Below are 25,872 nucleotides of genomic sequence, written 5' to 3'. Positions count from 1 at the left end.
GTCAAGATTCGGTCAACAAGCGCCCCACTTCCGCCAGCAATTCCTCTTCCTGGAACGGCTTGCCGAAATACGCATTCACGCCCAGCTCGAACGCATGTGCGCGGTGCTTGTCGGCGCTGCGCGAAGTGATCATGATGATGGGGATGGCGCGCGTCTTGTCGTCGCTGCGCACATTACGCGTCAAATCAAAACCATCCATGCGCGGCATCTCCACGTCGACCAGCAGCAGGGCCGGCATGGCAGCCGGCTCCAGCGCATGCAACTGCTCCAGCGCATCGACGCCATCCTTGGCCAGCAGCACCTGGTAGCCTTCGCGCTCGAACAGGCGCTGCATCACGCGGCGCACCGTCAGCGAATCGTCGACCACCATCACGCGCACAACAGGCGCGGCCAGCGCGCTGGAAACGGCATGCTGCTCGCGGCTGGCCAGCGCATATTGCGACAGCAGTTCCGGATGGTGCTCGAGGTGCTGCGCCAGCGCCACGGGGTTCAGGATCAGCACGATGTCGCCCGTGCCCAGCACCGTGGCACCGGCAATGCCCGGCATGCGCGCCAGTTGCGGACCCACGTGCTTGACCACGACTTCGCGGTTACCCAGCACGTCATCGACCTGCAAGGCCAGCCTGTCATTGCCATTCCTCAGCAACAGCACGGGCGCATAGCGCTGCGTGGCCTGCGCCGCCGGCGTCTCGCCCAGCATGGCCGACAGGTGGTGCAGCGCCAGCGACTGCCCATGCGATTCGATGCACCCGGCCGCCCGCACCTGCTCCAGCTGCTCGCCTTTCAGGTGCAGCACCTGCTCCACCAGCACCGATGGCAAGGCATACGTCTTGCCGTTCGCCGCCAGCAGCACCACCTGGGTGACGGCCAGGGTCAGCGGCAGGTGGATGGCGAAGCGCATGCCCAGGCCCGCCTGCGTCAGCGTTTCCACGCGCCCGCCCAGCGCCAGCGCTTCGGAGCGCACGATGTCCATGCCAAAACCGCGTCCGGCCAATTCCGTCAGGCTGTCGGCGGTGGAAAAACCCGGTGTGAAAATCAGCTCGGCCGCCTGCGCGTCGGTCAATGGCGCGTCCGTCGTCAGCAGGCCGGCGCCGTGCGCCTTGGCGCGGATGCGTTCCATATCCAGCCCCGCGCCATCGTCGGAAAAGGCGATCGCCACTTCGTTGCCCTGCTGACTGACCTGCACCAGCAGCTCGCCCGTTTCGCTCTTGCCCGCAACCAGGCGCGCGTCGCGCGGCTCGACGCCGTGCACGATGGCGTTACGCAGCAGGTGTTCGAACGGAGCAGCCATGCGTTCGAGCACGCTGCGGTCGATTTCCACGCCGCCGCCGCGGATGTCGAGATTGACGCGCTTGTCGACTTCCTTGGCGCTTTGCCGCGCCACGCGGAACAGGCGTTCGGCGATGCTGGCAAACGGTACCATACGGATCTGCATCAGGTCGCGCTGCAGCTCGCGCGTCAGCCGCGCCTGCAGCACCAGGTCGTCCGTCACCGCGTCGACGCTGTGGCTGAGGTTTTCATGGAAGGAGGCCACGTCGTTGACGCTTTCGGCCATCATGCGCGTGAGTTCCTGCAAGCGCGTAAAGCGGTCGAATTCGAGCGGATCGAAATCGCGCTCGCTGCCGACGGCCATGCGCGAGGCAATCTGCGATTCGGCCTGCATTTCCACTTCGCGCAGCTGGCGCCGCAAGCGCGCCAGGTTGTCGGAAAACTCGGACAGCGAGGCGCCCAGCACGCCCACTTCATTCTCCATCTTCGAGCGCGTGATCGACACTTCGCCCGCCTGGTTCACCAGCCGGTCGAGAATATCGGCACGCACGCGCACCAGGGCCGCCTTCGGTTCGGCGATCGGCGTATCTTCCATGCCCGGCAAGGGCAGCAAGGGCTGCTGCAACTGCTCGAACAGGTGCAACGCATGGTCGTAATGGGCCAGCAATTCCTCGAAAGCCTGCGGCGTGGCGGTGCCCGCATGCAGCATGTTTTCGATATGCGTCTCGATTTCATGCGCATGCTGGCCCAGGCGCATGGCGCCGGCCATGCGCGCGCTGCCCTTGACCGTATGCAGGGTGCGCAACAGCATCTGTGCCTGGCCGCTATCGTGCGCCTGCTGCTGCCAGCTGCGCAGCGCCTCGCCGATCTGCGGCAGCAGGTCGGCGCCCTCTTCCAAGAAGACGGACAATAAATCGAGGTCAAGTTCATCGCTGATGCCAGCGCTGGCCTCCAGCAGCGCGGCCGCATCGGCTGGCATGATGGCAGGCGCCGGCGCTTCCGGCGCCGCGTGCTCCAATGGCGGCGCATGTTCGAAACCGGCGTCGAACAGGTCATCGCTGGCGCCGCTGTCCTGCACCGGCGCTGGCAGAGGTACTTCGGCAGCAGCCGGCTGCAGCGCGTCGGCGACGATGCTCGCATACGTCGCCTCGAACAGGGTCTCGAGCTGCGGCACAGGAACCTCGGCCAGCGCGTCGGGCAGCGCTTCCGCAGGGTGCGCCGGTGCGCCGACGATGCTGGCGTAAGCGGCCGCAAACAGGGCGTCGAGCCGCTCTGCCTTGCTCTCGCCGGGCGCCGCCGTCAGGGCGCGCCACAGGGTGTTGAGCGCTTCGATCATGTCCGGCTGCGTTGGCGCCAGATCGCCCAGCGCAAACGCCTGCAGCATTTGCCCGATGCGCTGCGTGGCCTGCTCCAGCACGTCGTGCTGTTCGGCGCGCAGTCCGGCCAGCGGCGGCACCACCGTTTCGATCACCGTCTCGAGCGCATGCGCCAGGTCGCGCAGGGGCTGGAAGCCGACCGTGCCCGACGTCCCCGCCAGGGTATGCACGGCTTGCAGCGCTTCCGCGCTGACGGCGCGCTGCTCATGACGCCATTCGCCGAAGTCGCGCGTGAGCACGCGCAGCAATTCATCCGTCTCGGCCAGGTAGATGTTGTACAAGGGAAGGCTGATGCGCAGTTCGCCCACGTGCTTGAGGTGATCGTCCGGCGCCTCGTGGAGCGCGGGCGCAGTGGCCAAGGGAAGGCCGATCACATTGCCGTTGCCGGCCACGGGCGCGGCCGGGCGCGGCTTGCGCAATTCGAACGGACCGCCTTCGCGCACGCGCTCGGCTGCCGCCAGCAGCATGCCGGCCTCGCGCTCTCGCCCTGCCCCGCCTTCCAGTTCCGCCACCCATTCGCTGAGCTGGTACCAGCCGTAATTCAGCAGGGTAAACAGATCGTCGCTGACGGGTCGCGCTTCGGCCAGCCAGGTATTCATGACGCGCTCGATGGCGCCGGCCGCTTCGGCAAACTGCGCCAGGCCGATCATGCGGCTGCTGCCCTTCAGGGTGTGGAACGAGCGGCGCAGCATGGCCAGGTGGTCGCCGCTGGCGGCTTGCTCGCGCGACAGGGCCAGGGTGGTGTCGATATAGGCCAGCACTTCGCGCGCTTCGGCGATGAAGATGTCGAGCATCTCCGCGTCGACATCGGTCACTGCGGGCGCGGCATCCATGCCGGCAGGCGCGGCGGGCGCCAGGGCCTGGTCGAGCACGGGCACGGCGCCGGCGGCGGCGACTTTTTCAAATGGCAGGGCGCGGAAGGCGCCGGCGGCCGCATCGAAATGGAAACGCCCGCTGGCCGCCTGCGCGTTACGGCCCAGCATATCGACAAAAAATCCCAGCGCGCTGACATTTTGCGCGATCTCGTCGAGCGCCTCCGCCTTGGCGTCCGCATTGGCGTCGCCATCGGCCAGCTGCCGCACGGCCGCATCGACCTGCAGCACGGCGGCGCGCGCCTCTTCCTGTTCCAGCCCGGCCAACTGCTGCTGCAACTGCTCCAGCACGGGCGCGACGCCATCGAGTGTCCCCGCCTTCGCCCCCGCTGCATCCGCGTAGTACGCATTGAGCACCTTTTCCACCTGGCGCAGGCCCGTCTTCATTTCCTCAGCCAGCGCGGCCACCGTCTGCCCCTGTTCGATCTGGCGCGACAACTCGCCCGCCGTGACGGGCGGCGGCGCTTCGCCAGCCAGCAGCGCCTGCAGGCGCGCAGCGATGGTTTCCGCATTGCCGGCGAAATCGTCGGGCAGGCGGCGCACCTGCTCCAGGCCCGTGTCGGCAAACAGCAGCGCCATGCCGATTTCATTTTCCAGGGCCGCACTGCGTCCGCTGGTCACGGCTTGCCGCGCCACGGCCGCGCATTCGCGCAACAGGCTGGCCAGGGCCGGCTGCTTCAGGGACTCCGCATGCGCGGCCACCTGTTGCAGCGAGGCGTCAAAATCCGTGCCCAGGGCAGGATCGAGGTCGGCTTGCGCCAAGCGGCTCCAGCTGGCACGCGCCTGCGCCAGTGCCGTGCGGGCGCCTTGCAGGGCCTCCTGGTCGACCTGGCCGTAGCGCCGCGTTTCCAGATCGGCGGGCACTTGCCCGTCCAAGGCGAAGGCGGCACGCAGCTGGCGCGCCTCCGGCGTCGGTTCGGTGGCGGCGGCAATGAAGAACAGGGCGTCGCGCAGCATCGCTTCGGGCAGGCTGGCCGTGCCCTGCGCCAGGCGGCGCAACTGCAGATTGATCAGGCCGAACAACTGTTTGACGTTGAGCGTACCCATGCCCTCGCCGCTGGCCGCCAGCCCGGCAAACGCCTGCATGGCGAACCAGAAGGTGCGCGCCGGCACTTCCTGCTGCGCATCGGCCACCAGCGTCAGGGTGGCGTGCAAGTCGCTCGCATGCTGACGCCGCGCCGCGTCAGCATGCGCCTTCAGGAACGGCAGCAGGGACTTTTCAAAGCGTCCGCGCCAGGCCGGATAATCGGCTACCGGGGGCGCGTCCGCCAGCGCGATCGCATGCCCTTCCAGCACCGACGCCGGCGGAAAGAACAGGTCGGCCGGGTGACTGCGCTCGGTGCCCAGCATGGTTTGCAGGTCACGGTAGTAGGGGAACAAGCGCGTCGGCTGCGGCGGCGTGCCGGCCACCAGGTCTTCCAGGTATTCCGTCAAGGCCTGATACAGTTCGGCGACGACTTGCGCATGGTCCAGGGTGTATTCGAGGCTGCCGTCGCGAAAGCGCGAAAGCGCCTGCTCCGCGCCGTCCGTCAGCAGGCTGGCGCCGGCCACGTCGACCATCACTAGTGCGCCATGCGCCTGGTGCAGATGCGAGCGCGCATGCTGCAGGGCCGTGGCGCGTTCCTCGCGCTCGCGGCCACCCGCCTCGAACAAAGCTGTTTTCGAGCGGCCCAGCGCTTCGCGGATTTCCACCATTACCCACGACAAAGGTTCGCTGTCGAACGGCTTGGACTGCAGTGGACTATCAGGTGTGCTCATGCATGCCTCGGTAAGGAAATCGCCTGGACTGGCGCGGCGTTCAGGCGGCGACGCGGAAGCGCGACACCGAATTTTTCAGTTCCTGCGCCAGCATCGACAGTTTATGGATCGATTGCGCCGTTTGCTGCGTGCCATCCTGGGTCTGCTCCGTCACGCTCAGGATATGCTGGATATTCAAGGCCACGCCGCTGGCCGAACCGGCCTGCGTGCCGGTGGCGAACGAGATGCCCTGGATCAGTTCAGCCAGGTGTTTCGACACCTGGCTGATATCGTTCAAGGCTGCGCCGGCAGCGTCGGACAGGCGCGCGCCCTCGACCACGCCCTGCGTGGACGTTTCCATCGCCCGCGTCGCATCCTGGGTATCGGCCTGGATGGTGCGCACCAGCGCGCCGATCTGCTTGGCGGCGGCGGCCGAGCGTTCGGCCAGGCGCTGCACTTCCTCGGCGACGACGGAAAAGCCGCGCCCCGCCTCGCCGGCCGAGGCAGCCTGGATGGCAGCGTTCAGCGCCAGCACGTTGGTCTGCTCGGTGATGTCAGAAATGAGCTCGGTGATTTCGCCGATTTCCTGCGACGATTCGCCCAGGCGCTTGATGCGCTTGGACGTATCCTGGATCTGCTCGCGGATTTCATGCATGCCCTTGATGGCGTTTTCCACCGCCGTCGAACCCTGCTGCGCGGCCGCCACCGACTGGCGCGCCACGTCGGCCGAGACACTGGCCGATTTCGACACGTCGGTAATCGCATTGGCCATCTTGACCACGGTGGCGCTGACGCCCTGGATTTCGCGCGACTGCTGCTGCGACGCGATCAACAGCTTGCTGGAGATGCTTTGCGCCTGCGTCGAGGCACGATTGACCTGTTCCGCCGTTGCCGTCACCCGCCCCACCAGACCGCGCAATTCCTCGACCGTGTAATTGACGGAATCGGCGATGGCGCCCGTGATGTCTTCCGAGACGGTCGCCTGCACCGTCAGGTCGCCATCGGCGACCTTCTGCAATTCGTTCATCAGGCGCAGGATGGCCGCCTGGTTCTGCTCATTCTTGGCCTTGGCCTGCTCTTCCTTTTCCTGCGACAGCAGGCGCTGGATTTCCGCTTCCTGGCGCCGTCGCTCGGCGTCGCGCGTGCGGTTGACGGAGTCCTGCAGCAGCACGCGGCCGATGCCGGCCGCCGCGATCAGGGTCAGCAACACGCCGCCGACCATCATCCAGAAGGCGACGCCCAGGGTTTCCTGGTTCACGTGGTACATCTGCTGCAGCAGGGTCAAACGCTGGCGCAGGTCTTCGTTCTCGTTGAAGATCAGCTGTTCGGCGCTTTTCGCCGAGCTGAATTTATCGAGCCGGTCGAGTATCGACGAAACCAGCTTCTGGTAAGTGTCGAAGCTGGCTTTCAGCGCCACCAGCCGGTCGCGCAGTTCGGCGTCGCGCGTGGGCGCCAATTGCAGCGACACGCTGCCATTGAGCAAGCCTTCGACGGCGGTGCGGAAATACGTCGTGTCGCGTCCCAGCGAGAACGCCGTTTCCGAGCTGATGCTGCCCGACGACAGGAACTCGCTGGCGCTGCGGCTCATGCGCTGGCTCAACATCATCAGGCGACCGATGACGGCCAGGTCGCGCGCATTGCCGCCACGCTGCACCTTGAGCGCGGCAATTTCCTCGGTCTGCGCCAGCAGCGCCGGCGACAGCGCATTCAATTGCTGCAAGGTCTTGTCGAATTCGCCCAGTTCCAGTTTCAGGCGCAAGATGGTGCTGGCCGCGCGGTCGCTGCTGGCCCACTTCTTGCGCGCGTCGGCCACCGCAGCCAACAGGGCGGAACGCGACTCGCCGATATCGCGCCCGCGATACGTCCCGCCGCGCAGCATCAGGCGGAAATCCTGATTCAGTTCATTGCGGCTTTCCTCGAGCTGGCGGAAGGCTTCCGGATTGCCTTGCACGGCGTTCGGCGCAGCCTTGCCGATGCGCTGCGAATGCATCAGCGCATCGCTGGCCAGCTGCGTCTGCGCAGAGGCGATATTGCCGCTGCGCGTATTCAGCCCGACGAACAGCAGGCTGGCGGCCAGGCTCAGTGCCATCACCGTCGACAGGATGCTCAATTGTTTTTGCAGCGGAAAATGGCCGATCAGCGGCAGCTTCCAGTCCCCGGCAGGCGCGCTGGCCAGCGACTTGCGCCGTCCCAGCGCGTCGCGCAGGCGCAGCGGCAGGTCGGCCGTCGATGCCGGCGCTTCCGGAGCGTGCTGCGCTTCGGGCAAGCCGGCCGCCAGGATCGGGGAATGGGCACCCATCAGCAAATATCCTTGTGGTCAGGGAGGCCGTCAAAGCCGGCATCGAGGAAGCGTGCCGACTGCGCCAGCTGCGCCAGGTCCAGGCGCAGCCACTGCTGCCCTTCGCTGTCGCGCAGCGCCTGTGCCGCCCACGATGGGAGCACGCCCTGCGCCGTATCCTGCACGGGCTGCATCGCGCGCAACTGGCGCAAGCCCAGTACGCGTTCGACCAGCAATGCGCAATTGAGGCCCAGGCGGGGAGAAAAGGTGATGATGCGGCAGTGATTGCCCGACACGCAAGCCGGCTCGCCCATGTAGCGGGCCAGGTCGACGACCCCCGTCAGACGCCCGCGCATGGCCGCCAGGCCCAGGTACCAGTCCTGCGCCAGCGGCACGCCCTGGATCTGCACACCGGCGGCAATGACGATTTCGCCAAGCTGCGTCAGGTCGAGCAGGCACGGCCGGCCACCGAGCATCACGCCCAGTTCCTTGCGCGCGGCCAGCGCGCCGCTGCGCGCGGCCTGTATCCGCTCGATCAATTGCAGCTGATACTGGCGCAAGCGCCCCTGCCGCGCACCCGTCTCGAAAGATGGCATGGCGGCGGACGAGTAAGCCGCGGTGGATACGCCGTGACCTGGCATCGTCTGCATGCTCAGGAAATCGCGGCGATCTTGGCCAGCAACTCGGCTTCGACCACCGGCTTGACCAGGTAATCGCGCGCGCCCTGGCGCAAGCCCCAGATGCGGTCCGTTTCCTGGCTCTTGCTGGAGCAGATAATCACCGGCACGTCCTGCAGTTCGGGATCGCGCGCGATGGCGCGCGTGATCTGGAAGCCATTCGCACCGGGCATCACCACGTCCATCAGGATCAGGTCGGGCCTGGCCTGCTTGAGTTGCGCCAGCGCGTCGGCGCCGTCCTGCGCCGTGAGGACGGCGTAGCCGGCACGCACCAGGATCTCGCTCAGGTAATAGCGTTCTGTCGGCGAGTCGTCGACGATCAGAATTGTGTGTATGGCCATCTGCTTCCTTGCTGCGTTGTCAATCAATAAAACCACTTACTCAAAATGCCCGGCCAGGTGCAGCCGCACGGCCTCCAGCAGCGCCTCGCGCGCCAGCGGCTTGGCCAGGCAGGCGCTGGCGCCTGCCATGGCGCCGCGCGCGCGGTCGAACAGGCCCTCCTTCGACGACAGCATCAGCACCGGCGTGGCATGATGCGCCGCGCTGGCCTTGATCAGCGCGCAGGTGCGGTAGCCGTCCAGGCGCGGCATCACAATGTCGCACACGATCAGCGCCGGCCGGCAGTCGGCAATTTTTGCCAGGGCCTCGAAGCCGTTTTCCGCCACCACCACGCGATAACCGGCCTCGCCCAGGATCTTCGCGGCCGCGCTGCGTATCGTCGCGCTGTCGTCGATGACGAGTATCGTGATGCCGGTGCATGCGGCATCAGCCGGCGCCTCGGGCAAAAAGGAACGCGTCATGTGATTATTCGACAATCTTTCATACCATAGCACAGGCTGCCGCGATACCTGCTTGCGGCAGCGGCATCCCATGGACTGCGATCAATTACAGCGCCACCATCTCGAAATCATCCTTGCGCGCACCGCATTCAGGGCAGGTCCAGTTCATCGGAACATCGGCCCAACGCGTGCCCGGAGCGATGTCTTCGTCCGGCAGGCCGGCCGCTTCATCATAAACCCAGCCGCAAATAAGACACATCCACGTTTGGAATTGCTGCGTTGTTTCGTTGCTACTCACGTTCTGCCACCCTTCAATCAAGTAAAATGCTGAATTAGGTATCTTAATCTACCCGCCGTGCAAAACCAAACTTCTCCCCTCATATTAAGCTTCGGCGTGTCCGATCCGGTCGGCGCGATCGGTATCCAGGCCGACCTGGCCACGTTTTCAGCCTTCGGCTGCCATGGACTGTCCGTCACCACGGGCCTGCTGATCAGCGATACGGCGCGCGTGGAAGACGTGCAGGCGGTCGATCCGGACTGGGTTTCCGACCAGGCGCGCGTGCTGCTGGAAGACATGTCCGTGGCCGCCATCAAGATCGGCGCGCTGGGCAGCGTGGAAAACGTCACGGCCATCGCCGAAATCGTCTCCGACTATCCGAACGTGCCGCTGATCCTCGATCCCTTCATTTCGGCGCTGCCGGAACAGGGCATGGACGACGAAGACATCCTCACGGCCGTGCGCCAGCTGCTGATCCCGCAAACGACCCTGCTGGTGCTCTCGCCGGTGGAACTGGAACGCCTGGCCGAGACCTGGCGCGACGCCGATCCGGACGACACCCTGCAAAACGACGTCGACTATCTGGTGGCCCTGGGCTGCGAATACGTGCTCGTCACCGGCATGCCGGCCGACGCCAGCAAATCCGGCACGGCCGAAGGCAAATTGCGCGCCAATACCCTGTTCGGCGAGGACGGCGTGGTGCGCCACGACGAATGGCAGCACCTGCCCGGCATCTTCAACGGCGCCGGCAGCACCCTGTCGGCCGCGGCCACCGCCCTGCTGGCCCTGGCGGAAAACGAAGACGACGTGCCGCAGGTGGTCGTGGCGGCGCAGGAATTCACTACCGGCGCACTGGCCCACGCGCAGCGCCACGGCATGGGCAAGCTGGTGCCGAACCGGCTGTTCCGGCAGCAGCGCCCGCGCGGCGGCCAATAGACACTGACCAGACGACACAGACAACGATCCACTTTCAAGGCACGATTATCATGACGACGACTTCACAGAACGACATCCTGTTTGCCCGCGCACAAAAAACCACGCCTGGCGGCGTCAATTCGCCCGTGCGCGCCTTCCGCTCCGTGGGCGGCACGCCGCGCTTCATCACGCGCGCCGAAGGCCCGTACTTCTGGGACGCGGACGGCAAGCGCTATATCGACTACATCGGCTCGTGGGGCCCGGCCATCGTCGGCCACGCCCACCCCGAGGTAGTCAAGGCGGTGCAGGATGCGGCAGCACTGGGCTTGTCATTCGGTGCGCCGACCGAAGGCGAAGTGCTGATGGCCGAGGAAATCACGCGCCTGGTGCCGTCGATCGAGCAGGTACGCCTGGTGTCGTCGGGCACGGAAGCGACCATGAGCGCCCTGCGCCTGGCGCGCGGCGCCACGGGACGCGACAAGATCGTCAAGTTCGAAGGCTGCTACCACGGCCACGCCGATTCGCTGCTGGTGAAAGCGGGCAGCGGACTGCTCACCTTCGGCAACCCGACGTCGGCCGGCGTGCCGGAAGATTTCGTGAAACACACGCTGGTCCTCGACTATAACAACGTGGAACAGTTGAAAGACGCCTTCGACAGCTTCGGCGCGGAAATCGCCTGCGTCATCGTCGAACCCGTGGCCGGCAACATGAACCTGGTGAAAGCCACCCCGGCATTCCTGCAGGCGATGCGCGAACTGTGCACGCAGCACGGCGCCCTGCTCATTTTCGATGAAGTCATGTGCGGCTTGCGCGTGGCCCTGGGCGGCGCGCAGGCGCTGTACGGCATCCAGCCCGACCTCACGGCGCTGGGCAAGGTAATCGGCGGCGGCATGCCGGTGGCGGCCTTCGGCGGCAGCGCGGCGCTGATGCACCATATGGCGCCGCTGGGCGCCGTCTACCAGGCCGGCACCTTGTCCGGCAACCCCGTCGCCGTGGCGGCCGGCATGGCCACCTTGAAACTGATCCAGCAGCCTGGCTTCTACGAGCAGCTGGGCGCCACGGCCAAGCGCCTGGCCGAAGGCCTGACGGCCGCCGCCAAAGAAGCGGGCGTGGTCTTCTGCGCCGACTATATCGGCGGCATGTTCGGCATTTATTTCAGCGCCACCCCACCGACCAGCTACGCGGAAATGATGGCGGGCGACCGCAGCAAGTTCAACGCCTTCTTCCACGCCATGCTGGACGAAGGCGTGTACTTCGCGCCAGCCGCCTTCGAGGCAGGCTTCGTCTCGGCGCAGCACGACGATGCCGTCATCGACGCCACCATCGCTGCCGCACGCAAGGTGTTTGCCAAGCTCGCGTAAAGTTACACCACCGCGGTGTCCATCACCGCGGCCACCAGCGCCGGCAGGCTGGCCATGTCGCTGAACACGACATGCGCGCCAGCCGCCTTCAGGCGCGCTTCCTGGCCGGCGGCGATGTGCCCGCCGCCGATGAATCCCAATACCGTCATGCCCGCCGCCACGGCGGCCGTCACGCCAGTGACGCTGTCTTCCAGCACCAGGCACTGGCCCGGCGGCACGCCGAAAGCAGCCGCCGCTGCCAGGTACAGGCCCGGATGCGGCTTGGCGTGCCCCACCAGGTCCGGCGTGAAGACGCGCTTGTCGAACAGCGGCGCCATGCTAGTCCGCTCGAGCGACGACAGCACGCGCGCGCTGACGCTGTTCGAGGCCACAGCCTTGGGCAGGGGAATGGCGGCCAGCGCCTGCGCCACGCCGGGCACGGCGCGCAACTGCGCATCGCAGGCCACATCGACGGCGTTGCCGATGGCCATGATCTCGTCGGCTGGCAATTGCGGCAAGCCCAGCTCCTTGTAGATGTCCTGCATCAGCGGCACCAGGCGCTGGCCCAGGCGCGGCTCGATCAAGCCCTGCAGGGTGACGCCCTCGGGCAGGTTGGGCAGACGCGGCCCCAGCAATTCCAGCAGCGCTTGCAGGGCCACGGCCTCGCTGTCGACCAGCACGCCGTCGCAGTCGCTGATCAGGTGGGTAAAGCGCGTTGGGATGGTGGCGGTATCAGGCATGGACTCTCCAGAAGGCAACAGTGACGGGAAATGCGGCGGCCAGCCGGCCAAGGCTGGCATCGCAACGATCATAGGTGGAACAGGCGGACGCTACCACGCAGAAAACGTCTGAATGACGATACTTTTCTGCCAAAGGCAGCCAACGGGGAAAGAATCAGGCGTCAGGCAAGCGGCTACGCGCAAATACCAATTCAATACCACGCAATACCAGTGATTATCGCTGATTTTTGAAATTGCTGCGCTCGCATTGAAATCCGGACAAGATCCGGTGGTAGCGCCGGGGCGCGGACGCGTCCCGGCGCCAAGGGCTTATTTCAGCCAGCCGCGGTGGCGGAAGTACAGGAAAGGGGCGATGGCGCTGGTAACCATCAGGCCCCAGGCCCACGGATAGCCGAACGACCATTCCAGTTCCGGCATCAGCTTGAAGTTCATGCCGTACACGCTGGCGATCAGGGTAGGCGGCAGGAAGGCCACGCTGGCCACCGAGAAGATCTTGATGATCTTGTTCTGGTTGATGTTGATGAAACCGACGGTGGCATCCATCAGGAAGTTGATCTTATCAAACAGGAAAGACGTGTGGCCGTCCAGCGATTCGATGTCGCGCAAAATCTGCCGCGCTTCCTCGAACTGCTCGGAATTGAGCAAGCGGCCGCGCATCAAAAAGCTCACGGCGCGGCGCGTATCCATCATGTTGCGGCGGATGCGGCCATTCAAATCTTCCTCGTGGGCAATAGCATTCAGCGCTTCGGCCGCGTGCGCATCCGTAAATTCCTTTTGCAGCACGCGCGTGCTGACTTCTTCCAGGTTCTGGTAGATGCCTTCGAGCACGTCGGCCGAGTATTCGGCATCGGTGGCGTACAGGTCGAGCAGCACGTCCATGTAGTCGGCAATCGAGCCTGGCCGCGAACGGGCGCGCATGCGCACCAGGCGGAACACGGGCAAGTCGTCCGTATGCATGGAAAACAGGATCTTGCGGGCAAGAATGAAGGCTACCGTGATGACGCGCGACGGGCCGTCGTCTTCTTCGCGCAAGAAGTCCGTGCGCAGATGCAAGTCGCCGTTTTCCGCTTCGTAATAGCGGGCCGACGCTTCAATATCCTTGACTTCGTCTTCGCCCGGCAAGGTGACGTTGTAGATGGCCTTGACCCAGGCCCGTTCATCATCGGTGGGGTCGGTCAGGTCGACCCACACCGGTTCGGCATTTTCGAGGTCTGCGCGGCTGTCGATCGGCACCTGGTTGAGCCGGCCATTCTGTAATACAAAGACATTGATCATGCGCGCTCTCAGCCGGATGTTGGGTTATCGTGATGTGCTGGCGCTGGCGCCAAAAATGAAAACAGCGCAAGTGTACCCGCAAAGGCCTTTTCACGACCACCCCCGGCACCGCTTTTTCACGGAAAAAGTGCGGCGTTGCACCAACCGGGCCGATTAAGATGCTGCGCCGCAATAATGCCAATCAGGCAGCCTTGATTTTATGCAAAGAAATTCCACTATCCTCAAGGCAATTCCGCCGCCCCCATGCGGCGCAGGATGACACTGGTACGCCGGTTCAGGTAGCCCGTATCGCGGTGACGGTCATAATAGCGGGGATTCGGCAGCATCACGGCCAGTTTTGCCGCCTGTCCGGCGCTCAGGCTCGCCGCGCTGACCCGGTAATAGTGGCGTCCGGCCGCTTCGGCGCCAAAGATGCCAGTGCCAAACTCCACCACATTCAAATAGATCTCGAAAATGCGCTGCTTCTCCATCAGGCTTTCCAGCATGTACGTGATGATCAGTTCCTGGCCCTTGCGCACATAGCTGCGCGAACCGGACAGGAACAGATTCTTCGCCAGTTGCTGCGTGATGGTGGAGCCGCCTGCCACGACCTTCTGCTTCTTGCTGTTTTTTTCATATGCCTTTTGCAAGGCTTCCCAGTCTACGCCTTCGTGCTCGGAAAAATTCGCGTCTTCCGAGGCGATGATGGCCCGTTTCAAATTGTTCGAGATGCGGTTGTACGGCACCCACGTCTGCTGGATGGTGGCGTTGGGATTCTTGTCCTGCAAGACAGACAACTGTTCGCGCATGAAAGCCGTGCTGGACGGGTTATGGTCGACCCACCACCAGATTTGCAGGAAGAAATACAGTTGCACGACGATAAAGGCCAGCACGGGCAGGATGAACAGCCACTTGATCCAGCCGTAGCGGCTGCCGCTGCCGCCCTTGCGCGCGCCCTTCTTGCCGGCGCTCACAGGGCACTGCGCAATTGCGCCAGCAAATCCTGCGTCTGCGGCCGCACGCCGCGCCACACGTAAAACGCTTCGGCCGCCTGCTCCACCAGCATGCCCAGGCCGTCGCGCACCTGCGCGCCATGCTGGGCGGCAAAGTCCATGAAGACGGTGGGCTGGGCGCCGTACATCATGTCCAGCGCCAGGGTATGGCGGCCGAAAATACCCGGCGGTACGGGCGGCAAGTCGCCCGCCAGACTGGCCGAGGTGGCATTGATGACGATATCGAACTGGCCATCGGGCTGCGCGAAACCGCCGGCGCGCAGCTGCCCGGGGGGTGCCAGCGCATCGGCAAACTGCGCCACCAGCGCCTCGGCCGTAGCCACAGTGCGGTTGGCAATGAACATTTCCTGCGGCCCCTGCTCCAGCAAGGGCAGCACGACGCCGCGCGCCGCGCCGCCGGCGCCCAGCAGCAGGATGCGCTTGCCCGCGACGCTCACGCCCGCGTTGCGCACAATGTCCGCCACCAGGCCCGCGCCATCGGTATTGTCGCCAAGAATGGTTTCATTATCGAAACGCAGGGTATTGACGGCGCCGGCCGCTTGCGCACGCGGCGTCAGCTCGGTGGCCAGCGCGCACGCGTCCAGTTTAAAGGGCACCGTCACGTTCGCGCCCTTGCCGCCCTCGGCGGCAAACGTACGGGCCGCCAGCGCAAAACCGTCGAGCGGCGCCAGCCGGCGATCGTAGACCATGGCTTGCCCTGTCTGCAAGGCAAACGCGGCGTGGATCAAAGGGGACTTGCTGTGGGCGATAGGATTGCCGAAGACGCAATATTGATCTGGATGAATGTTTTGCTTGCTCAATTGCTGCCGCCAGTCAGGTTAGCTTCCATTTTTTCTTCGCGCGTAAATTTGAAGCGGGTGATGACGACCCACAGGTCATCCTTGTCACTCGACAACATATTCGGTGGAAAACGGCCATACGGCGCCGCACGGCGCACGATGGCCAGGGCCGCCGCATCGAGCGCCGGGTTGCCCGAGCTTTTTTCCACGCGGGCGCCGCCTTCCTTCTGGTAAATCGTGCCGTCCTGGAAGATGGGGATATAGACGACCAGTTCGCCATACATCTTGCGGCCATTCTTTTGCGGGAAATTCAGGGTGCCGATTTCCTCGATGCGCTTTTGCAGGGTCTTGTAATACATGGCATAGCCGACTTCCTGCGTGCTGGGCGTAATAAAAGTCTTGCGCGGACGTTTATTCTGGTCTTCCACGGTCTGGCTGATTTCGGCCGCCATGCGCGCGATGGCCTTGCTGCTTTCCATCAAGTCCGAGCCGCTGGCCAGGGGATTGGGCTTGTCCTTTTCCGTGACGGGCGCGGCGCTGTAAGGCGTCGGCTTGGCCGCCTGCGTCAGCAATTCCTGCTGTTTTTGTTCCAGTTCGGCAATGCGCCGGGCGCTGGCCTTGACGCTGTCGCCCTCTTCCACCTTGCGCATGTCGGGCAAGGGCGACTTGGCGCGCCCCTTGTCGGCCTGTCCACCACCGTCGAGGTTGGCTTGCGCCAGCGCCTCGGCCTTCAGCGGCTTGTTCGCATGCTTGGCATTGACCAGGATCACTTCCAGGCCGGGATCGGTAGCCACGGCCCGCTGCGGCGGCGGGGCGACAAAATGCATCGCCAGCAAGGCGCCGTGCGCCAGCAGCGACACCGCCACGGCTATCATCAGGAAACGATTCTCTCGGAAAGACTTCACGCGCAACCCAGTTCGCAACAAGCACAAGATACAAGATGGCTGAATTCTACGTCAAAGGGCGGTGCCGGCAACAGTTTTCAGCACCGCCTGATGGCCTGACGGACGCCTTACTTGACCCCGGGTTCGCTGACCACGTCTTCGCTGGCCAGTTCCGCCACTTCCGCCTCGGCATCGCTGACCTGGTTGGCCGCTTCCGGCGATGCTTCCGGCGCCACATCGCCTTCGTCGGCGCCTTCGTCGCCCGCATCTTCCTCGTAGTCGAGCTCGGCGTCGTCGGCCGCCGCGTCCGGCACGGCGGCGATTTCCAGCAGGCGCGCTTCGATGCTCAGGTCGACTTCATCCCAGCGCAGCAAGTCCAGTTTCACCTGGGCCCCGCGCGCCACCGATGGCATGCCCGGCAGCTTGATGACCAGCGGAATGTCGACTAGGCGCAAGATTTCATCCTTCAAGACGACGGCATCGACCTGGCGCGCGTTTTCCTGGTGCAGCCAGCGCAAGCACCAGTAGCGTTCCATGTTCGACTGGAAATCGCCATACGCGGCATACGCGGCGTCGAAGGCCGAGACGATGGCGAACAAATTCGCATCGCGCGGCTTGAACGGCGCCACCAGCGGCGCCGTCACGCCATGCTCGGCGCAGGCGATGATTTGCCACTGATTCACCAGGTCCGTGTAGCGGCGCAAGGGCGAGGTGCTCCACGCGTACTGATCCACGCCCAGGCCCTGGTGCGGCGCAGCATGGGTGACCATGCGCACCTGCATCTTTGCCGCCCAGCTATTGCCACTGCCGCCGCCCTGGCTGCGGTAGATGCCCGGCACGCCATGGTCGTGCAGCATCTTGCCCCAGGTACTGTTGGCAAAAATCATCAATTCGGCGACGATCTTGTCCAGCGGCGCGCCACGCTTGCGGCGCGCCACGGTGACAATGTCATTTTCCACATAGAAATTGAAATCGACGCGGTTGTTCTGTTCCGGCTTCAAGCCAAACGCTTCGCGCTTTTTCATGCGGCCCTGTTCCAGCTGCTGCGCCCATTGCCACAACACGGCAAAATCGGCCTTGTGCGGATACTCGCCTTCACCGCTGGCCAGGGTTTCCTCGTTGACCAGGTCGTCCAACTGGTTATGGCGCAAATTGCTGGCGATCGGCACCAGTTCCGCGCGCGTGTGCGTGCTGACAACTGCCCAGTCCGCTTTCGGGTCCAGCGTGGCGTACAGCGACAGGGCCGGGCACGTCGTGCCCTCCGCGAGCGTGAAAGCATTCACGATTTCATCCGGCAGCATGGTGATCTTGTCGCCCGGCATGTAGACGGTCGACATGCGCTGGCGCGCCATCTTGTCGATCACGTCTTCCGGACGGATGCCCAGGCCCGGCGCGGCGATGTGAATACCTACTTTCACGGTGCCATCCGGCAACGGTTGCACGGAGAAAGCATCGTCGATCTCGGTGGTGGTCACGTCGTCGATCGAGAAGGCGGCCACGTCGGCCAGCGGCAGCTTGGCCGTCACGGATGGCACGGGCACGCTCGGGAAGCCGGCGCCTTTCGGGAAATTCTCGAAGAGGAATTTCGACAGGTGCAAGTCTTTCGGCGAAGCAATACCACCGACGGCCAGCATCAGGCGCGGCGGCGTCGTGTGCAATTCCGTGCACGCCGCTTCCAGCGCCTTGTATTCGATGGTGTTCTTGTCCGGCTTGAACAGCAGTTGCAGCACCATCGGCTGCATCGAGGCAGGCAAGCGGTTCTGTTTCAGCTCTTCCACATACGCGGCTTGCACCAGCGCCTGCTGTTTTTTCTTTTCGATGCCGGCCAGGGCCGCCTTCAGGGACGCTTCCGGCGCCGCCTTGTAGCGGCCACGGCCCTTCTTGTAGAAATACACGGGCGCCGAATGCAGGGCCAGGATCAGGCCGGCAGCTTCCGGCGGCAATGGTGCGTGACCGAAATACTCGGCGCCCAGCTCGGCAAAGCCGAACTCGTCTTCGCCCGCCACTTCCCACAGGAAATCGAGGTCAATCTCGGCAGCAACAGTCTTGGCTTGCTCCAGCAGCTCGGCAGGGGACGGCTTTTCATACTGCAGCAGCACATCCTTGACCTTGACCTTGGTGCGCTTGCCGCTGGCCATTTCGACCTGGTACGCTTCACCCGCTTGCGACAGGACCGTGCCGACCTTGAAATCGCCGGATTCTTCAAAAAATAGATTCATTGTTATGCTTTGTTTATTAATGTGTCGGTTGCAACGGTGCGAGTGACGGACGTCAACTCCAGCACCGCCGGCAAAAATACTTCGGTTACCAGCAGCAACCCCTGGTGACGCTGGTACAGGCAGCGGCGGGCAAAAAACAGCGACTTGTCATCGACGCGCTGCCCTTCCCCTGCCAGCGCCGCCTGCGCCCGCTGCACCAGCGGGTGCCCGGCGCGCAAGCGGGCAAATTCCAGTTCACCGCGCCGTACCATGCGGTCGCCAAACAGGGTCGTACCCAGCGAACGCTCGCCCAGCGCGGAAAACAAGGGCCAGTCCGTGGCCGTCGCCTGCATGGGCACGACGGTATGGCCAAACACGGCCGGTTTATTATCACAACGCAACAGCACTTCGCGTTCCCACACCCGGCCCGCACGGTGCAAACCGATGATGGCGGCCTCGTCGGTCAAACAGCGCGATGTTTCCTGATGCAAACATTGCACGCGGAACGCGCTGCTATGCGCTTTCAGCTTGGCCGTCAGCGAACCGCCGCCCGTCAGCCAGTGGCGCAAGGCCAGTGGCGCATTGACGGCATTCACGTGCGCATGCCATTGCGCCTGGCGCAGCGAACCCGGCCTCACCGAGCTGAGTCCGCGTCGATGCCGCAAAAGGCCAGCACGGGCGCCAGGTAATCGGCAAATTCGCTGATGCCATGGTCGCTGCCATCGATGACGCACTGCTGCGCCCCCTGATAATGCGCCACCATGTCGCGGTAGTCGAGTACTTCATCGCCGGTGGCGGCAATCAGGAAATAGCGTTGCGGCTGCGTAATTTTCTCTACAGCAAACGTGCGCAGCTCATCGATGTATTCGCGCTTGAACTCGAATGGCTTGTCCGAATGGAATTCGGTCGTCACGCCCACATGTTGTTCCAGGTCAATCAGGGGAACAATTGCCGGATTGAGCAGCACGGCGCGGCAACCGAGCCGTTCGGCCAGCCAGGTGGCGTAATAGCCGCCCAGCGAGGAGCCGATAATCGTCAGGTCGGCCGGCGCCACATCCTTGACCAGCGACAAGGCCAGTTCGATGGCCAGCTTGGGCGAGGCCGGCAACTGCGGGCACAGCCATTCTGCTTCGCGGCCCAGCGCCTGCATCTGCGCGGCCAGCAGGCGCGACTTCATCGACAGGGGCGACGAGCGAAATCCATGCAGGTACAGAATCATCGGCCCAGCGCCTCCAGCAACTTCTGGTGCACGCCGCCAAAGCCGCCGTTGCTCATGACGACGATCTGGTCGCCGGGACGGGCGCTGGCGGCCACGGCCGCCACCAAGGTATCGATGTCTTCATAGGCGCTGGCAATCTGGCCCAGCGGCGCCAGCGCGTCGCCCAGGCTCCAGCCCAGCGCGGCATGGCTGCCGAAACCGAAGACCAGGTCGGCATCCTTCAGGCTACCGGGCAGCGCATCTTTCATGGCGCCCAGCTTCATGGTGTTCGAACGCGGTTCCAGCACGGCCAGGATGCGGCCGCTGCTGCCGATGGTTTGGCTCATTTTTTGGCGCAGCCCGCCCACGGTGGTGGCAATGGCCGTCGGGTGATGCGCGAAATCGTCGTACACGGTAATGTTGTTGACCACGCCGCGCACTTCCATGCGGCGCTTGACGCTCTCGAACGTGGCCAGCGAGGCGCACGCCTGGGCAATCGGCACACCCACATGGCGCGCGGCGGCGATGGCCGCCAGCGCATTGCTGCGGTTGTGCTTGCCCGTGAGCGCCCACGCCACATGGCCTTCCTGCTGGCCATTGAAGTACACGTCGAAGCTGCCATCGGCCTGCTCTTGCAGTTGCCAGTTGGCATCTTGACCAAAACTTTCTTTTTCGCTCCAGCAACCGCGCGCCAGCACGCGCTGCAGCGACGCTTCGTCGCCGTTGAACACGAGGCGGCCGATGCCGGGCACGGTGCGTACCAGATGGTGGAATTGTGTCTCGATCGCGTACAGATCGGGGAAGATGTCGGCGTGATCATACTCCAGGTTATTCATGATGGCCGTCTTCGCGTGGTAATGCACGAACTTGCTGCGCTTGTCGAAGAAAGCCGTGTCGTATTCATCGGCTTCGATGACGAAAAAGTCCGAATCGGCGCTTTTGCCGTCGATCTTGCCGCTGAGGCGGGCGGAAATGCCAAAGTTCATCGGCACGCCGCCGATCAGGAAGCCCGGCGCGTAGCCCGCGTCTTCGAGTATCCAGGCCAGCATGGCCGACGTTGTCGTCTTGCCATGCGTGCCGGCCACGGCCAGCACCCACTTGTTGCGCAAGATGTGTTCGCCGATCCACTGGGGGCCGGACACATACGGCAGGCTGCGGTTGAGGATTTCTTCCACCAGCGGGTTGCCGCGCGAGACCACATTGCCAATCACATACAAATCCGGGTTCAGCTTGGTTTGTTCCGGATCAAAGCCCTGGATCAGTTCGATTCCCTGCGATTCCAGCTGGGTGCTCATCGGCGGATACACGTTGGCATCGCAACCAGTGACTTTATGGCCGGCTTCCTTGGCCAGGACAGCCAGGCCGCCCATGAAGGTACCGCAAATGCCGAGAATATGAATATGCATGTGATCAGTGCGAAAGGTGCACGCTTAAGTAAGTAAGACGGTGAGATAAAAAACAGCAAGTGCAGGATTTTACCTGACGCCATGACTTTTTCCGCTTCGGAGTATCATCTCGTTCATGACGAACGATGCATTTGACGATAGCGCGCAGTTGCGCCTGGAAATCGCCGCCGCTGCCGCGCGCCTCGTGGCGCAGGATGGCGCCGACTATGGCAGCGCCAAGCGCAAGGCGGCGCGGCAAGTCCTGGGCGACGCGCCGAACCGCCCCAATATCTTGCCGGACAACGACATGATCGAAGAACAGGTGCGGCAATACAATGCCCTGTTCCTGGCCGACAGCCAGCCGGCGCGATTGTTCCAGCTGCGCACGATTGCGCTGCAGGTGATGGAAGCGTTGCAACAATTTCATCCCCTGCTCAGCGGCCCCGTGCTCAATGGCACGGCCGGCCCCCACGACGAGATCTATTTGCAGCTGTTTGCCGAGAGCGCCAAGGACATCCACATCTTCTTGCTGAATAAAAATGTCGTGCTCGACATGTCGGAAAGCCCGCATTTCAAGGGAGCGCGTTATGATGCGGTCGAGACAGCCAGTTTCTTGTGGAAAAACGAAGGCGTGCACGCGGCCATGTATGAGCTCGACGATATGCGCGGCGCGCTGAAAGCCAAGGCGGATGGAAAAGTGCTGCGCACCGACATCGCCGGGTTGCGCAGCCTGCTGGCCGCCAGCCTCGCCGACGGCGTACCGACTGCCGACTAACATTGATATAGATAAAGTTATGACAAAAAAGAATTGGATCGCCTGCGCCATCGTGGCGCTGATGTTCGGCGGCATGGGTGCTTACGTCGGTTTGAGCAAGGAAAAAGCGAAAGAAGCGGGGAAAGAAGCGGGACCGCAGACGACCGCCATCGCGCCGGGCGCGAAGGGTCCCGTCAACGAACTGTATGCGCTGTCCCTGCCGGACGCGGCGGGCGTCACGCAGGCGTTATCGCAATGGAAAGGAAAAAACCTGCTGGTGAATTTCTGGGCGCCGTGGTGCCCGCCTTGCGTGGAAGAAATGCCAGAGTTATCCGAAGTGCAAGGCCATTACGGGGCGAAAAACCTGCAGGTGATCGGCATCGGTATCGATTCGGCCAGTAATATTGCCACTTTTGCCAGCAAGGTCAAGATCGCCTATCCCGTGTATGTATCCGGCATGAGCGGCACCGACCTGTCGCGTCATTTTGGCAATGCCACGGGCGGTTTGCCCTTTACGGTACTGATCGGCGCCGATGGCGAAGTCAAAAAGACCTATCTGGGCCGCTTGAAATTTGATCAGTTGCGCGCCGATCTGGATAAATTGTAAATTCGGAGCGTGCTTTTTTCTCTTGCCAATGCGTATCTTTGGCGGCAAAATGCGGAACTTTCGCTAAAACGGTCTTCCATACATGGCAAAAAACCTCCTTCTGCTCAACGGTCCCAACCTGAATTTGCTGGGAACGCGCGAGCCTGAGGTCTACGGCGCCAGCACCTTGGCCGATATCGAGCAGGCAGCAATGGCGCAAGCCATGGCGGCCGGTGCCGACCTGGTTTGCTTTCAAAGCAACCATGAAGGCGCGCTGATCGACCGCATCCATGCCGCGCGAGCGGAAGGGATCGATGCCATCGTCATCAATCCGGGCGGCCTGACCCATACCAGCGTTGCCTTGCGCGATGCGCTGGCCGGGGTCGCCATCCCGTTCGTGGAAGTCCATATCTCGAATATTTATCAACGCGAAACGTTTCGACATCACTCATTTCTCAGCGCGATCGCGCAGGGGACGATCTGCGGCCTGGGTATCGATGGATATCGGTTTGCCATCGACTTTGCGCTTAAAAAACGTTAATCTACGCGATCTGCACGCATTTAGCGCGGCGATAGGTTCTTGGACATCACCGCATCACTCATAAAACAAACTACATTCCTAGGGGTTTTACATGGATCTACGAAAACTCAAGACCTTGATCGACCTGGTCGCCGAATCGGATATCGCAGAGCTGGAAGTTACCGAAGGCGAAAGCAAGGTTCGCATCGTCAAATCGTCGGCCATGCCGCAAAACCAGATGGTCATGATGCAGCCGCAAGGCATGCCAGCCCAATACCAGCCAGCCGCGCCAGCCGCCGCTCCCGCTGCGGCAGCCGCCGTCGTGGTCGCCGCCGAGCCAACGGGCTATGTGGTCAAGTCGCCGATGGTCGGTACCTTCTACCGCTCTTCCGCTCCTGGCAGCGCCGCCTATGTTGAAGTGGGCTCGACCGTCAAGGAAGGTGATACCCTGTGCATCATCGAAGCGATGAAGCTCCTGAATGAAATCGACTCCGATAAAGCCGGTGTCGTGACCCAGATCCTGGTCGAAAACGGCCAACCGGTCGAATTCGGTCAACCCTTGTTTGTGATCGGCTAAAACCCAGTCCACACGGCCGGCAACGGCCGTTTGCAGTTTTAGCCCCTCACACTTGTTGTTTCGCCGGCTCGCCGGCTCTCACAGACATACGCGAACCTACCATGTTTGAAAAAATCCTGATTGCCAACCGTGGTGAAATTGCCCTCCGTATTCAGCGCGCCTGCCGCGAAATGGGCATTAAAACGGTTGTAGTCCACTCCGAAGCCGACAAGGACGCGAAATACGTCAAGCTGGCCGACGAATCCGTTTGTATCGGCCCGGCCCAGTCGTCGCTGAGCTACCTGAACATGCCCGCCATCATCAGCGCCGCTGAAGTGACGGATGCGCAAGCGATTCACCCAGGCTATGGCTTCCTGTCGGAAAACGCCGACTTTGCCGAACGCGTCGAGAAATCGGGCTTCGTCTTCATCGGCCCTCGCTCGGAATCGATCCGTTTGATGGGCGACAAAGTGTCGGCCAAGCAAACCATGATCAAGGCTGGCGTACCGTGCGTCCCCGGCTCGGAAGGCGCGTTGCCGGACGATCCGAAAGCGATCGTGCAAATTGCCCGCAAGATCGGCTACCCGGTCATCATCAAGGCCGCCGGTGGCGGTGGCGGACGCGGCATGCGCGTGGTGCACACGGAAGCGGCCCTGATCAACGCCGTGGCGATGACCAAGACGGAAGCCGGCACGGCCTTCGGCAACCCTGAAGTGTATATGGAGAAGTACCTGGAAAATCCGCGCCACGTGGAAATCCAGATCCTCGCCGACGAACACAAGAACGCCGTCTGGCTGGGCGAGCGCGACTGCTCCATGCAGCGCCGCCACCAGAAAGTGATCGAAGAGGCACCAGCGCCGGGCATCCCGCGCAAGCTGATCGAGAAAATTGGCGACCGTTGCGCCGAAGCTTGCCGCAAGATCGGCTACCGCGGCGCCGGCACGTTTGAATTCCTGTACGAAAACGGCGAGTTCTACTTCATTGAAATGAATACCCGTGTGCAAGTGGAGCATCCGGTCACCGAGATGATCACCGGCATCGACATCGTGCAAGAGCAGATCCGCATCGCCGCCGGCGAAAAACTGCGTTTCCGCCAGCGCGACGTCCTGCTGTCGGGCCACGCCATCGAGTGCCGTATCAACGCGGAAGATCCCTTCAAGTTCACGCCATCGCCAGGCAAAATCGTCTCGTGGCATGCACCGGGCGGCCCCGGCATCCGCGTCGACTCGCACGCCTACGCCGGCTATTACGTGCCGCCGCACTACGACTCGATGATCGGCAAAGTGATCGCTTACGGCGCCACGCGCGAGCAAGCGATCCGCCGCATGCAAATCGCCCTGTCCGAAATGGTGGTCGAAGGCATCAACACGAATATCGCCCTGCACCGCGAACTGATGATCGACGCGCGCTTCATCGAAGGCGGCACCAACATTCACTATCTGGAACAGAAACTGGCCGATATGCCGGACCTGGGCAAGAACCTGAATAGCGGCAGCCCCAGCATCGCCAAGAAATCCGAAATCAAGGCGGGCGCATGAGCTGGACGGAAATCGTCATTGAAATTGCCCGCGACAACGCCGAGGCCATGTCCGACGCGCTGATGGAAGCGGGCGCCCTGTCGGTCTCGGTGGAAGACGCCGATGAAGGCACGGATGCCGAGCAGCCCTTGTTTGGCGAGCCCGGCATGGAACCGAAGGAAGCGGCGTGGGAACGCAGCCGCGTGGTGGCGCTGACGGACGTCGACGCCGACCAAGCCGCCATCGTGGCCGCCGCCGCCCAGGCGGTCGGCATGACGGACGTACCTGCCTTTACCATGCGTCCCGTGGAAGAGCAGGACTGGGTACGCCTGACGCAGTCGCAATTCGCACCGATTCACATCGGCAAGAATATCTGGGTCGTGCCCAGCTGGCACGAGGCACCGGATCCTGACGGCCTGATCCTGGAACTGGACCCGGGCCTGGCTTTCGGCACGGGCAGCCACCCGACCACGCGCCTGTGCATGGAATGGCTGGAAGCAAACCCTGCTCCTGGCAAGACCGTGCTCGACTACGGTTGCGGTTCCGGCATCCTGGCCATGGTGGCCAAGAAACTCGGTGCGGAAACTGTCGCCGGCGTCGATATCGACCCGCAAGCGATCGAATCGGCGCGCGACAATGCCGAGCGCAACCAGTGCGAGATCGAATATTTCTTGCCAGACACGTTTGCCACCTCGGCACACGCCACGGCCAAGTTTGACATCGTCGTCGCCAACATCCTGTCGAGTCCATTGAAGCTGATGGCGCCGATGCTGTCGGGCCGCGTTGCCGACGGTGGCGCCCTGATCCTGTCCGGCGTGCTGGCACGCCAGGCGGAAGAAGTGGCCGCTGCCTACGCACCGTTCATCCAGTTGGGTGTATGGGCCGAGCAAGACGGCTGGGTGGCCCTGCATGGCCGCCTGGGCAGCACGCAAGCACCTGCGCCCCGCGCGGAAGGTGCATAAGCACAG

At 63.3% G+C, this 25,872-nt stretch carries 24 protein-coding genes; 9 read left to right on the top strand and 15 right to left on the bottom strand.

The window, feature by feature from the left end; translation table 11 throughout:
* Position 1 precedes the first annotated feature (1 nt).
* The 6 genes from O3301_RS21510 to O3301_RS21485 form a co-directional block, all read right to left on the bottom strand.
* A complete protein-coding gene (locus O3301_RS21510) occupies positions 2-5,275 on the bottom strand; it encodes an Hpt domain-containing protein (RefSeq protein ID WP_305057444.1) in 5,274 nt (1,757 codons plus the stop codon).
* Positions 5,276-5,315: 40 nt separating this feature from the next.
* On the bottom strand, positions 5,316-7,553 hold the full coding sequence (locus O3301_RS21505) for a methyl-accepting chemotaxis protein (RefSeq protein ID WP_305057443.1): 2,238 nt from the start codon (positions 7,551-7,553) through the stop codon (positions 5,316-5,318).
* Positions 7,553-8,182, bottom strand: coding sequence for a chemotaxis protein CheW (locus O3301_RS21500; RefSeq protein WP_305057442.1), 630 nt, complete (start codon positions 8,180-8,182; stop codon positions 7,553-7,555). The genes O3301_RS21505 and O3301_RS21500 overlap by 1 nt, the downstream gene beginning before the upstream one ends.
* Positions 8,183-8,184: 2 nt before the next feature.
* Complete coding sequence (locus tag O3301_RS21495; RefSeq protein WP_077408483.1) at positions 8,185-8,550, bottom strand: PleD family two-component system response regulator; 366 nt, start codon at positions 8,548-8,550, stop codon at positions 8,185-8,187.
* A gap of 36 nt (positions 8,551-8,586) precedes the next feature.
* Positions 8,587-9,009 (bottom strand): response regulator, encoded by a 423-nt coding sequence (locus tag O3301_RS21490; RefSeq protein ID WP_305057441.1) that lies wholly within the window; start codon positions 9,007-9,009, stop codon positions 8,587-8,589.
* 85 nt (positions 9,010-9,094) lie between these two features.
* A complete protein-coding gene (locus O3301_RS21485; RefSeq protein WP_010401308.1) occupies positions 9,095-9,247 on the bottom strand; it encodes a rubredoxin in 153 nt (50 codons plus the stop codon).
* Between the two features lie 96 nt (positions 9,248-9,343).
* Between O3301_RS21485 and O3301_RS21480 the strand changes: the two genes are divergently transcribed.
* Both O3301_RS21480 and hemL read left to right on the top strand, forming a co-directional pair.
* Positions 9,344-10,201, top strand: coding sequence for a hydroxymethylpyrimidine/phosphomethylpyrimidine kinase (locus O3301_RS21480; RefSeq protein ID WP_289900301.1), 858 nt, complete (start codon positions 9,344-9,346; stop codon positions 10,199-10,201).
* Positions 10,202-10,251: 50 nt separating this feature from the next.
* Positions 10,252-11,541, top strand: coding sequence for a glutamate-1-semialdehyde 2,1-aminomutase (gene hemL / locus O3301_RS21475; protein ID WP_077408486.1), 1,290 nt, complete (start codon positions 10,252-10,254; stop codon positions 11,539-11,541).
* 2 nt (positions 11,542-11,543) lie between these two features.
* Here the strand turns inward: hemL and O3301_RS21470 are convergent, their stop codons facing one another.
* Positions 11,544-12,260 carry an HAD family phosphatase gene (locus O3301_RS21470; RefSeq protein ID WP_305054007.1) on the bottom strand — a complete coding sequence of 239 codons (717 nt, stop codon included), beginning with the start codon at positions 12,258-12,260 and terminating at the stop codon, positions 11,544-11,546.
* A 309-nt stretch (positions 12,261-12,569) separates the two neighbouring features.
* Complete coding sequence (corA, locus tag O3301_RS21465; RefSeq protein ID WP_077408488.1) at positions 12,570-13,535, bottom strand: magnesium/cobalt transporter CorA; 966 nt, start codon at positions 13,533-13,535, stop codon at positions 12,570-12,572.
* Here corA and O3301_RS21460 point away from each other — a divergent pair.
* The gene (locus tag O3301_RS21460; protein WP_161789554.1) at positions 13,534-13,692 is read left to right on the top strand and encodes a hypothetical protein; all 159 of its coding nucleotides are present in this window, start codon (positions 13,534-13,536) and stop codon (positions 13,690-13,692) included. The genes corA and O3301_RS21460 overlap by 2 nt on opposite strands.
* Positions 13,693-13,756: 64 nt before the next feature.
* On the opposite strand, the gene mtgA is transcribed toward O3301_RS21460, so the two are convergent.
* The 7 genes from mtgA to mpl form a co-directional block, all read right to left on the bottom strand.
* Positions 13,757-14,503, bottom strand: a complete 747-nt coding sequence (mtgA, locus tag O3301_RS21455) for a monofunctional biosynthetic peptidoglycan transglycosylase (protein ID WP_369812224.1) — start codon at positions 14,501-14,503, stop codon at positions 13,757-13,759.
* Entirely contained in the window at positions 14,485-15,327 is an 843-nt protein-coding gene (gene aroE / locus O3301_RS21450) for a shikimate dehydrogenase (RefSeq protein ID WP_305057439.1), read from the bottom strand. The genes mtgA and aroE overlap by 19 nt, the downstream gene beginning before the upstream one ends.
* On the bottom strand, positions 15,324-16,181 hold the full coding sequence (locus O3301_RS21445) for an energy transducer TonB (RefSeq protein WP_289913189.1): 858 nt from the start codon (positions 16,179-16,181) through the stop codon (positions 15,324-15,326). The genes aroE and O3301_RS21445 overlap by 4 nt, the downstream gene beginning before the upstream one ends.
* Before the next feature lie 137 nt (positions 16,182-16,318).
* On the bottom strand, positions 16,319-18,409 hold the full coding sequence (locus O3301_RS21440; RefSeq protein WP_099666530.1) for a ribonuclease catalytic domain-containing protein: 2,091 nt from the start codon (positions 18,407-18,409) through the stop codon (positions 16,319-16,321).
* A 2-nt stretch (positions 18,410-18,411) separates the two neighbouring features.
* Positions 18,412-19,026, bottom strand: coding sequence for a chorismate lyase (locus O3301_RS21435; RefSeq protein WP_305057438.1), 615 nt, complete (start codon positions 19,024-19,026; stop codon positions 18,412-18,414).
* Positions 19,023-19,607, bottom strand: coding sequence for a YqiA/YcfP family alpha/beta fold hydrolase (locus tag O3301_RS21430; protein WP_305057437.1), 585 nt, complete (start codon positions 19,605-19,607; stop codon positions 19,023-19,025). Before O3301_RS21430 ends, O3301_RS21435 begins: the two co-directional genes overlap by 4 nt.
* The gene (gene mpl, locus O3301_RS21425; RefSeq protein ID WP_305057436.1) at positions 19,604-20,992 is read right to left on the bottom strand and encodes a UDP-N-acetylmuramate:L-alanyl-gamma-D-glutamyl-meso-diaminopimelate ligase; all 1,389 of its coding nucleotides are present in this window, start codon (positions 20,990-20,992) and stop codon (positions 19,604-19,606) included. Before mpl ends, O3301_RS21430 begins: the two co-directional genes overlap by 4 nt.
* Before the next feature lie 115 nt (positions 20,993-21,107).
* Here mpl and O3301_RS21420 point away from each other — a divergent pair, with 115 nt between their 5' ends.
* The 6 genes from O3301_RS21420 (at position 21,108) to prmA (ending at position 25,866) form a co-directional block, all read left to right on the top strand.
* On the top strand, positions 21,108-21,746 hold the full coding sequence (locus O3301_RS21420) for a hypothetical protein (RefSeq protein ID WP_289903508.1): 639 nt from the start codon (positions 21,108-21,110) through the stop codon (positions 21,744-21,746).
* Positions 21,747-21,765: 19 nt separating this feature from the next.
* On the top strand, positions 21,766-22,332 hold the full coding sequence (locus O3301_RS21415) for a TlpA disulfide reductase family protein (protein ID WP_251350275.1): 567 nt from the start codon (positions 21,766-21,768) through the stop codon (positions 22,330-22,332).
* Between the two features lie 82 nt (positions 22,333-22,414).
* Positions 22,415-22,852 (top strand): type II 3-dehydroquinate dehydratase, encoded by a 438-nt coding sequence (aroQ, locus tag O3301_RS21410; protein ID WP_034746628.1) that lies wholly within the window; start codon positions 22,415-22,417, stop codon positions 22,850-22,852.
* Between the two features lie 91 nt (positions 22,853-22,943).
* Positions 22,944-23,408: an acetyl-CoA carboxylase biotin carboxyl carrier protein gene (accB, locus tag O3301_RS21405; RefSeq protein WP_077408497.1), complete on the top strand. Its 465-nt coding sequence runs from the start codon at positions 22,944-22,946 to the stop codon at positions 23,406-23,408.
* A gap of 101 nt (positions 23,409-23,509) precedes the next feature.
* The gene (gene accC, locus O3301_RS21400; protein ID WP_099666524.1) at positions 23,510-24,925 is read left to right on the top strand and encodes an acetyl-CoA carboxylase biotin carboxylase subunit; all 1,416 of its coding nucleotides are present in this window, start codon (positions 23,510-23,512) and stop codon (positions 24,923-24,925) included.
* Positions 24,922-25,866 carry a 50S ribosomal protein L11 methyltransferase gene (prmA, locus tag O3301_RS21395; protein ID WP_305057435.1) on the top strand — a complete coding sequence of 315 codons (945 nt, stop codon included), beginning with the start codon at positions 24,922-24,924 and terminating at the stop codon, positions 25,864-25,866. The genes accC and prmA overlap by 4 nt, the downstream gene beginning before the upstream one ends.
* The last annotated feature ends 6 nt before the right edge of the window (positions 25,867-25,872 follow it).

The organism is Janthinobacterium sp. SUN211 (genome assembly GCF_030587315.1).
Lineage (GTDB): Bacteria > Pseudomonadota > Gammaproteobacteria > Burkholderiales > Burkholderiaceae_D > Janthinobacterium > Janthinobacterium kumbetense.
This window is presented reverse-complemented; position numbering and strand designations above follow the sequence as displayed.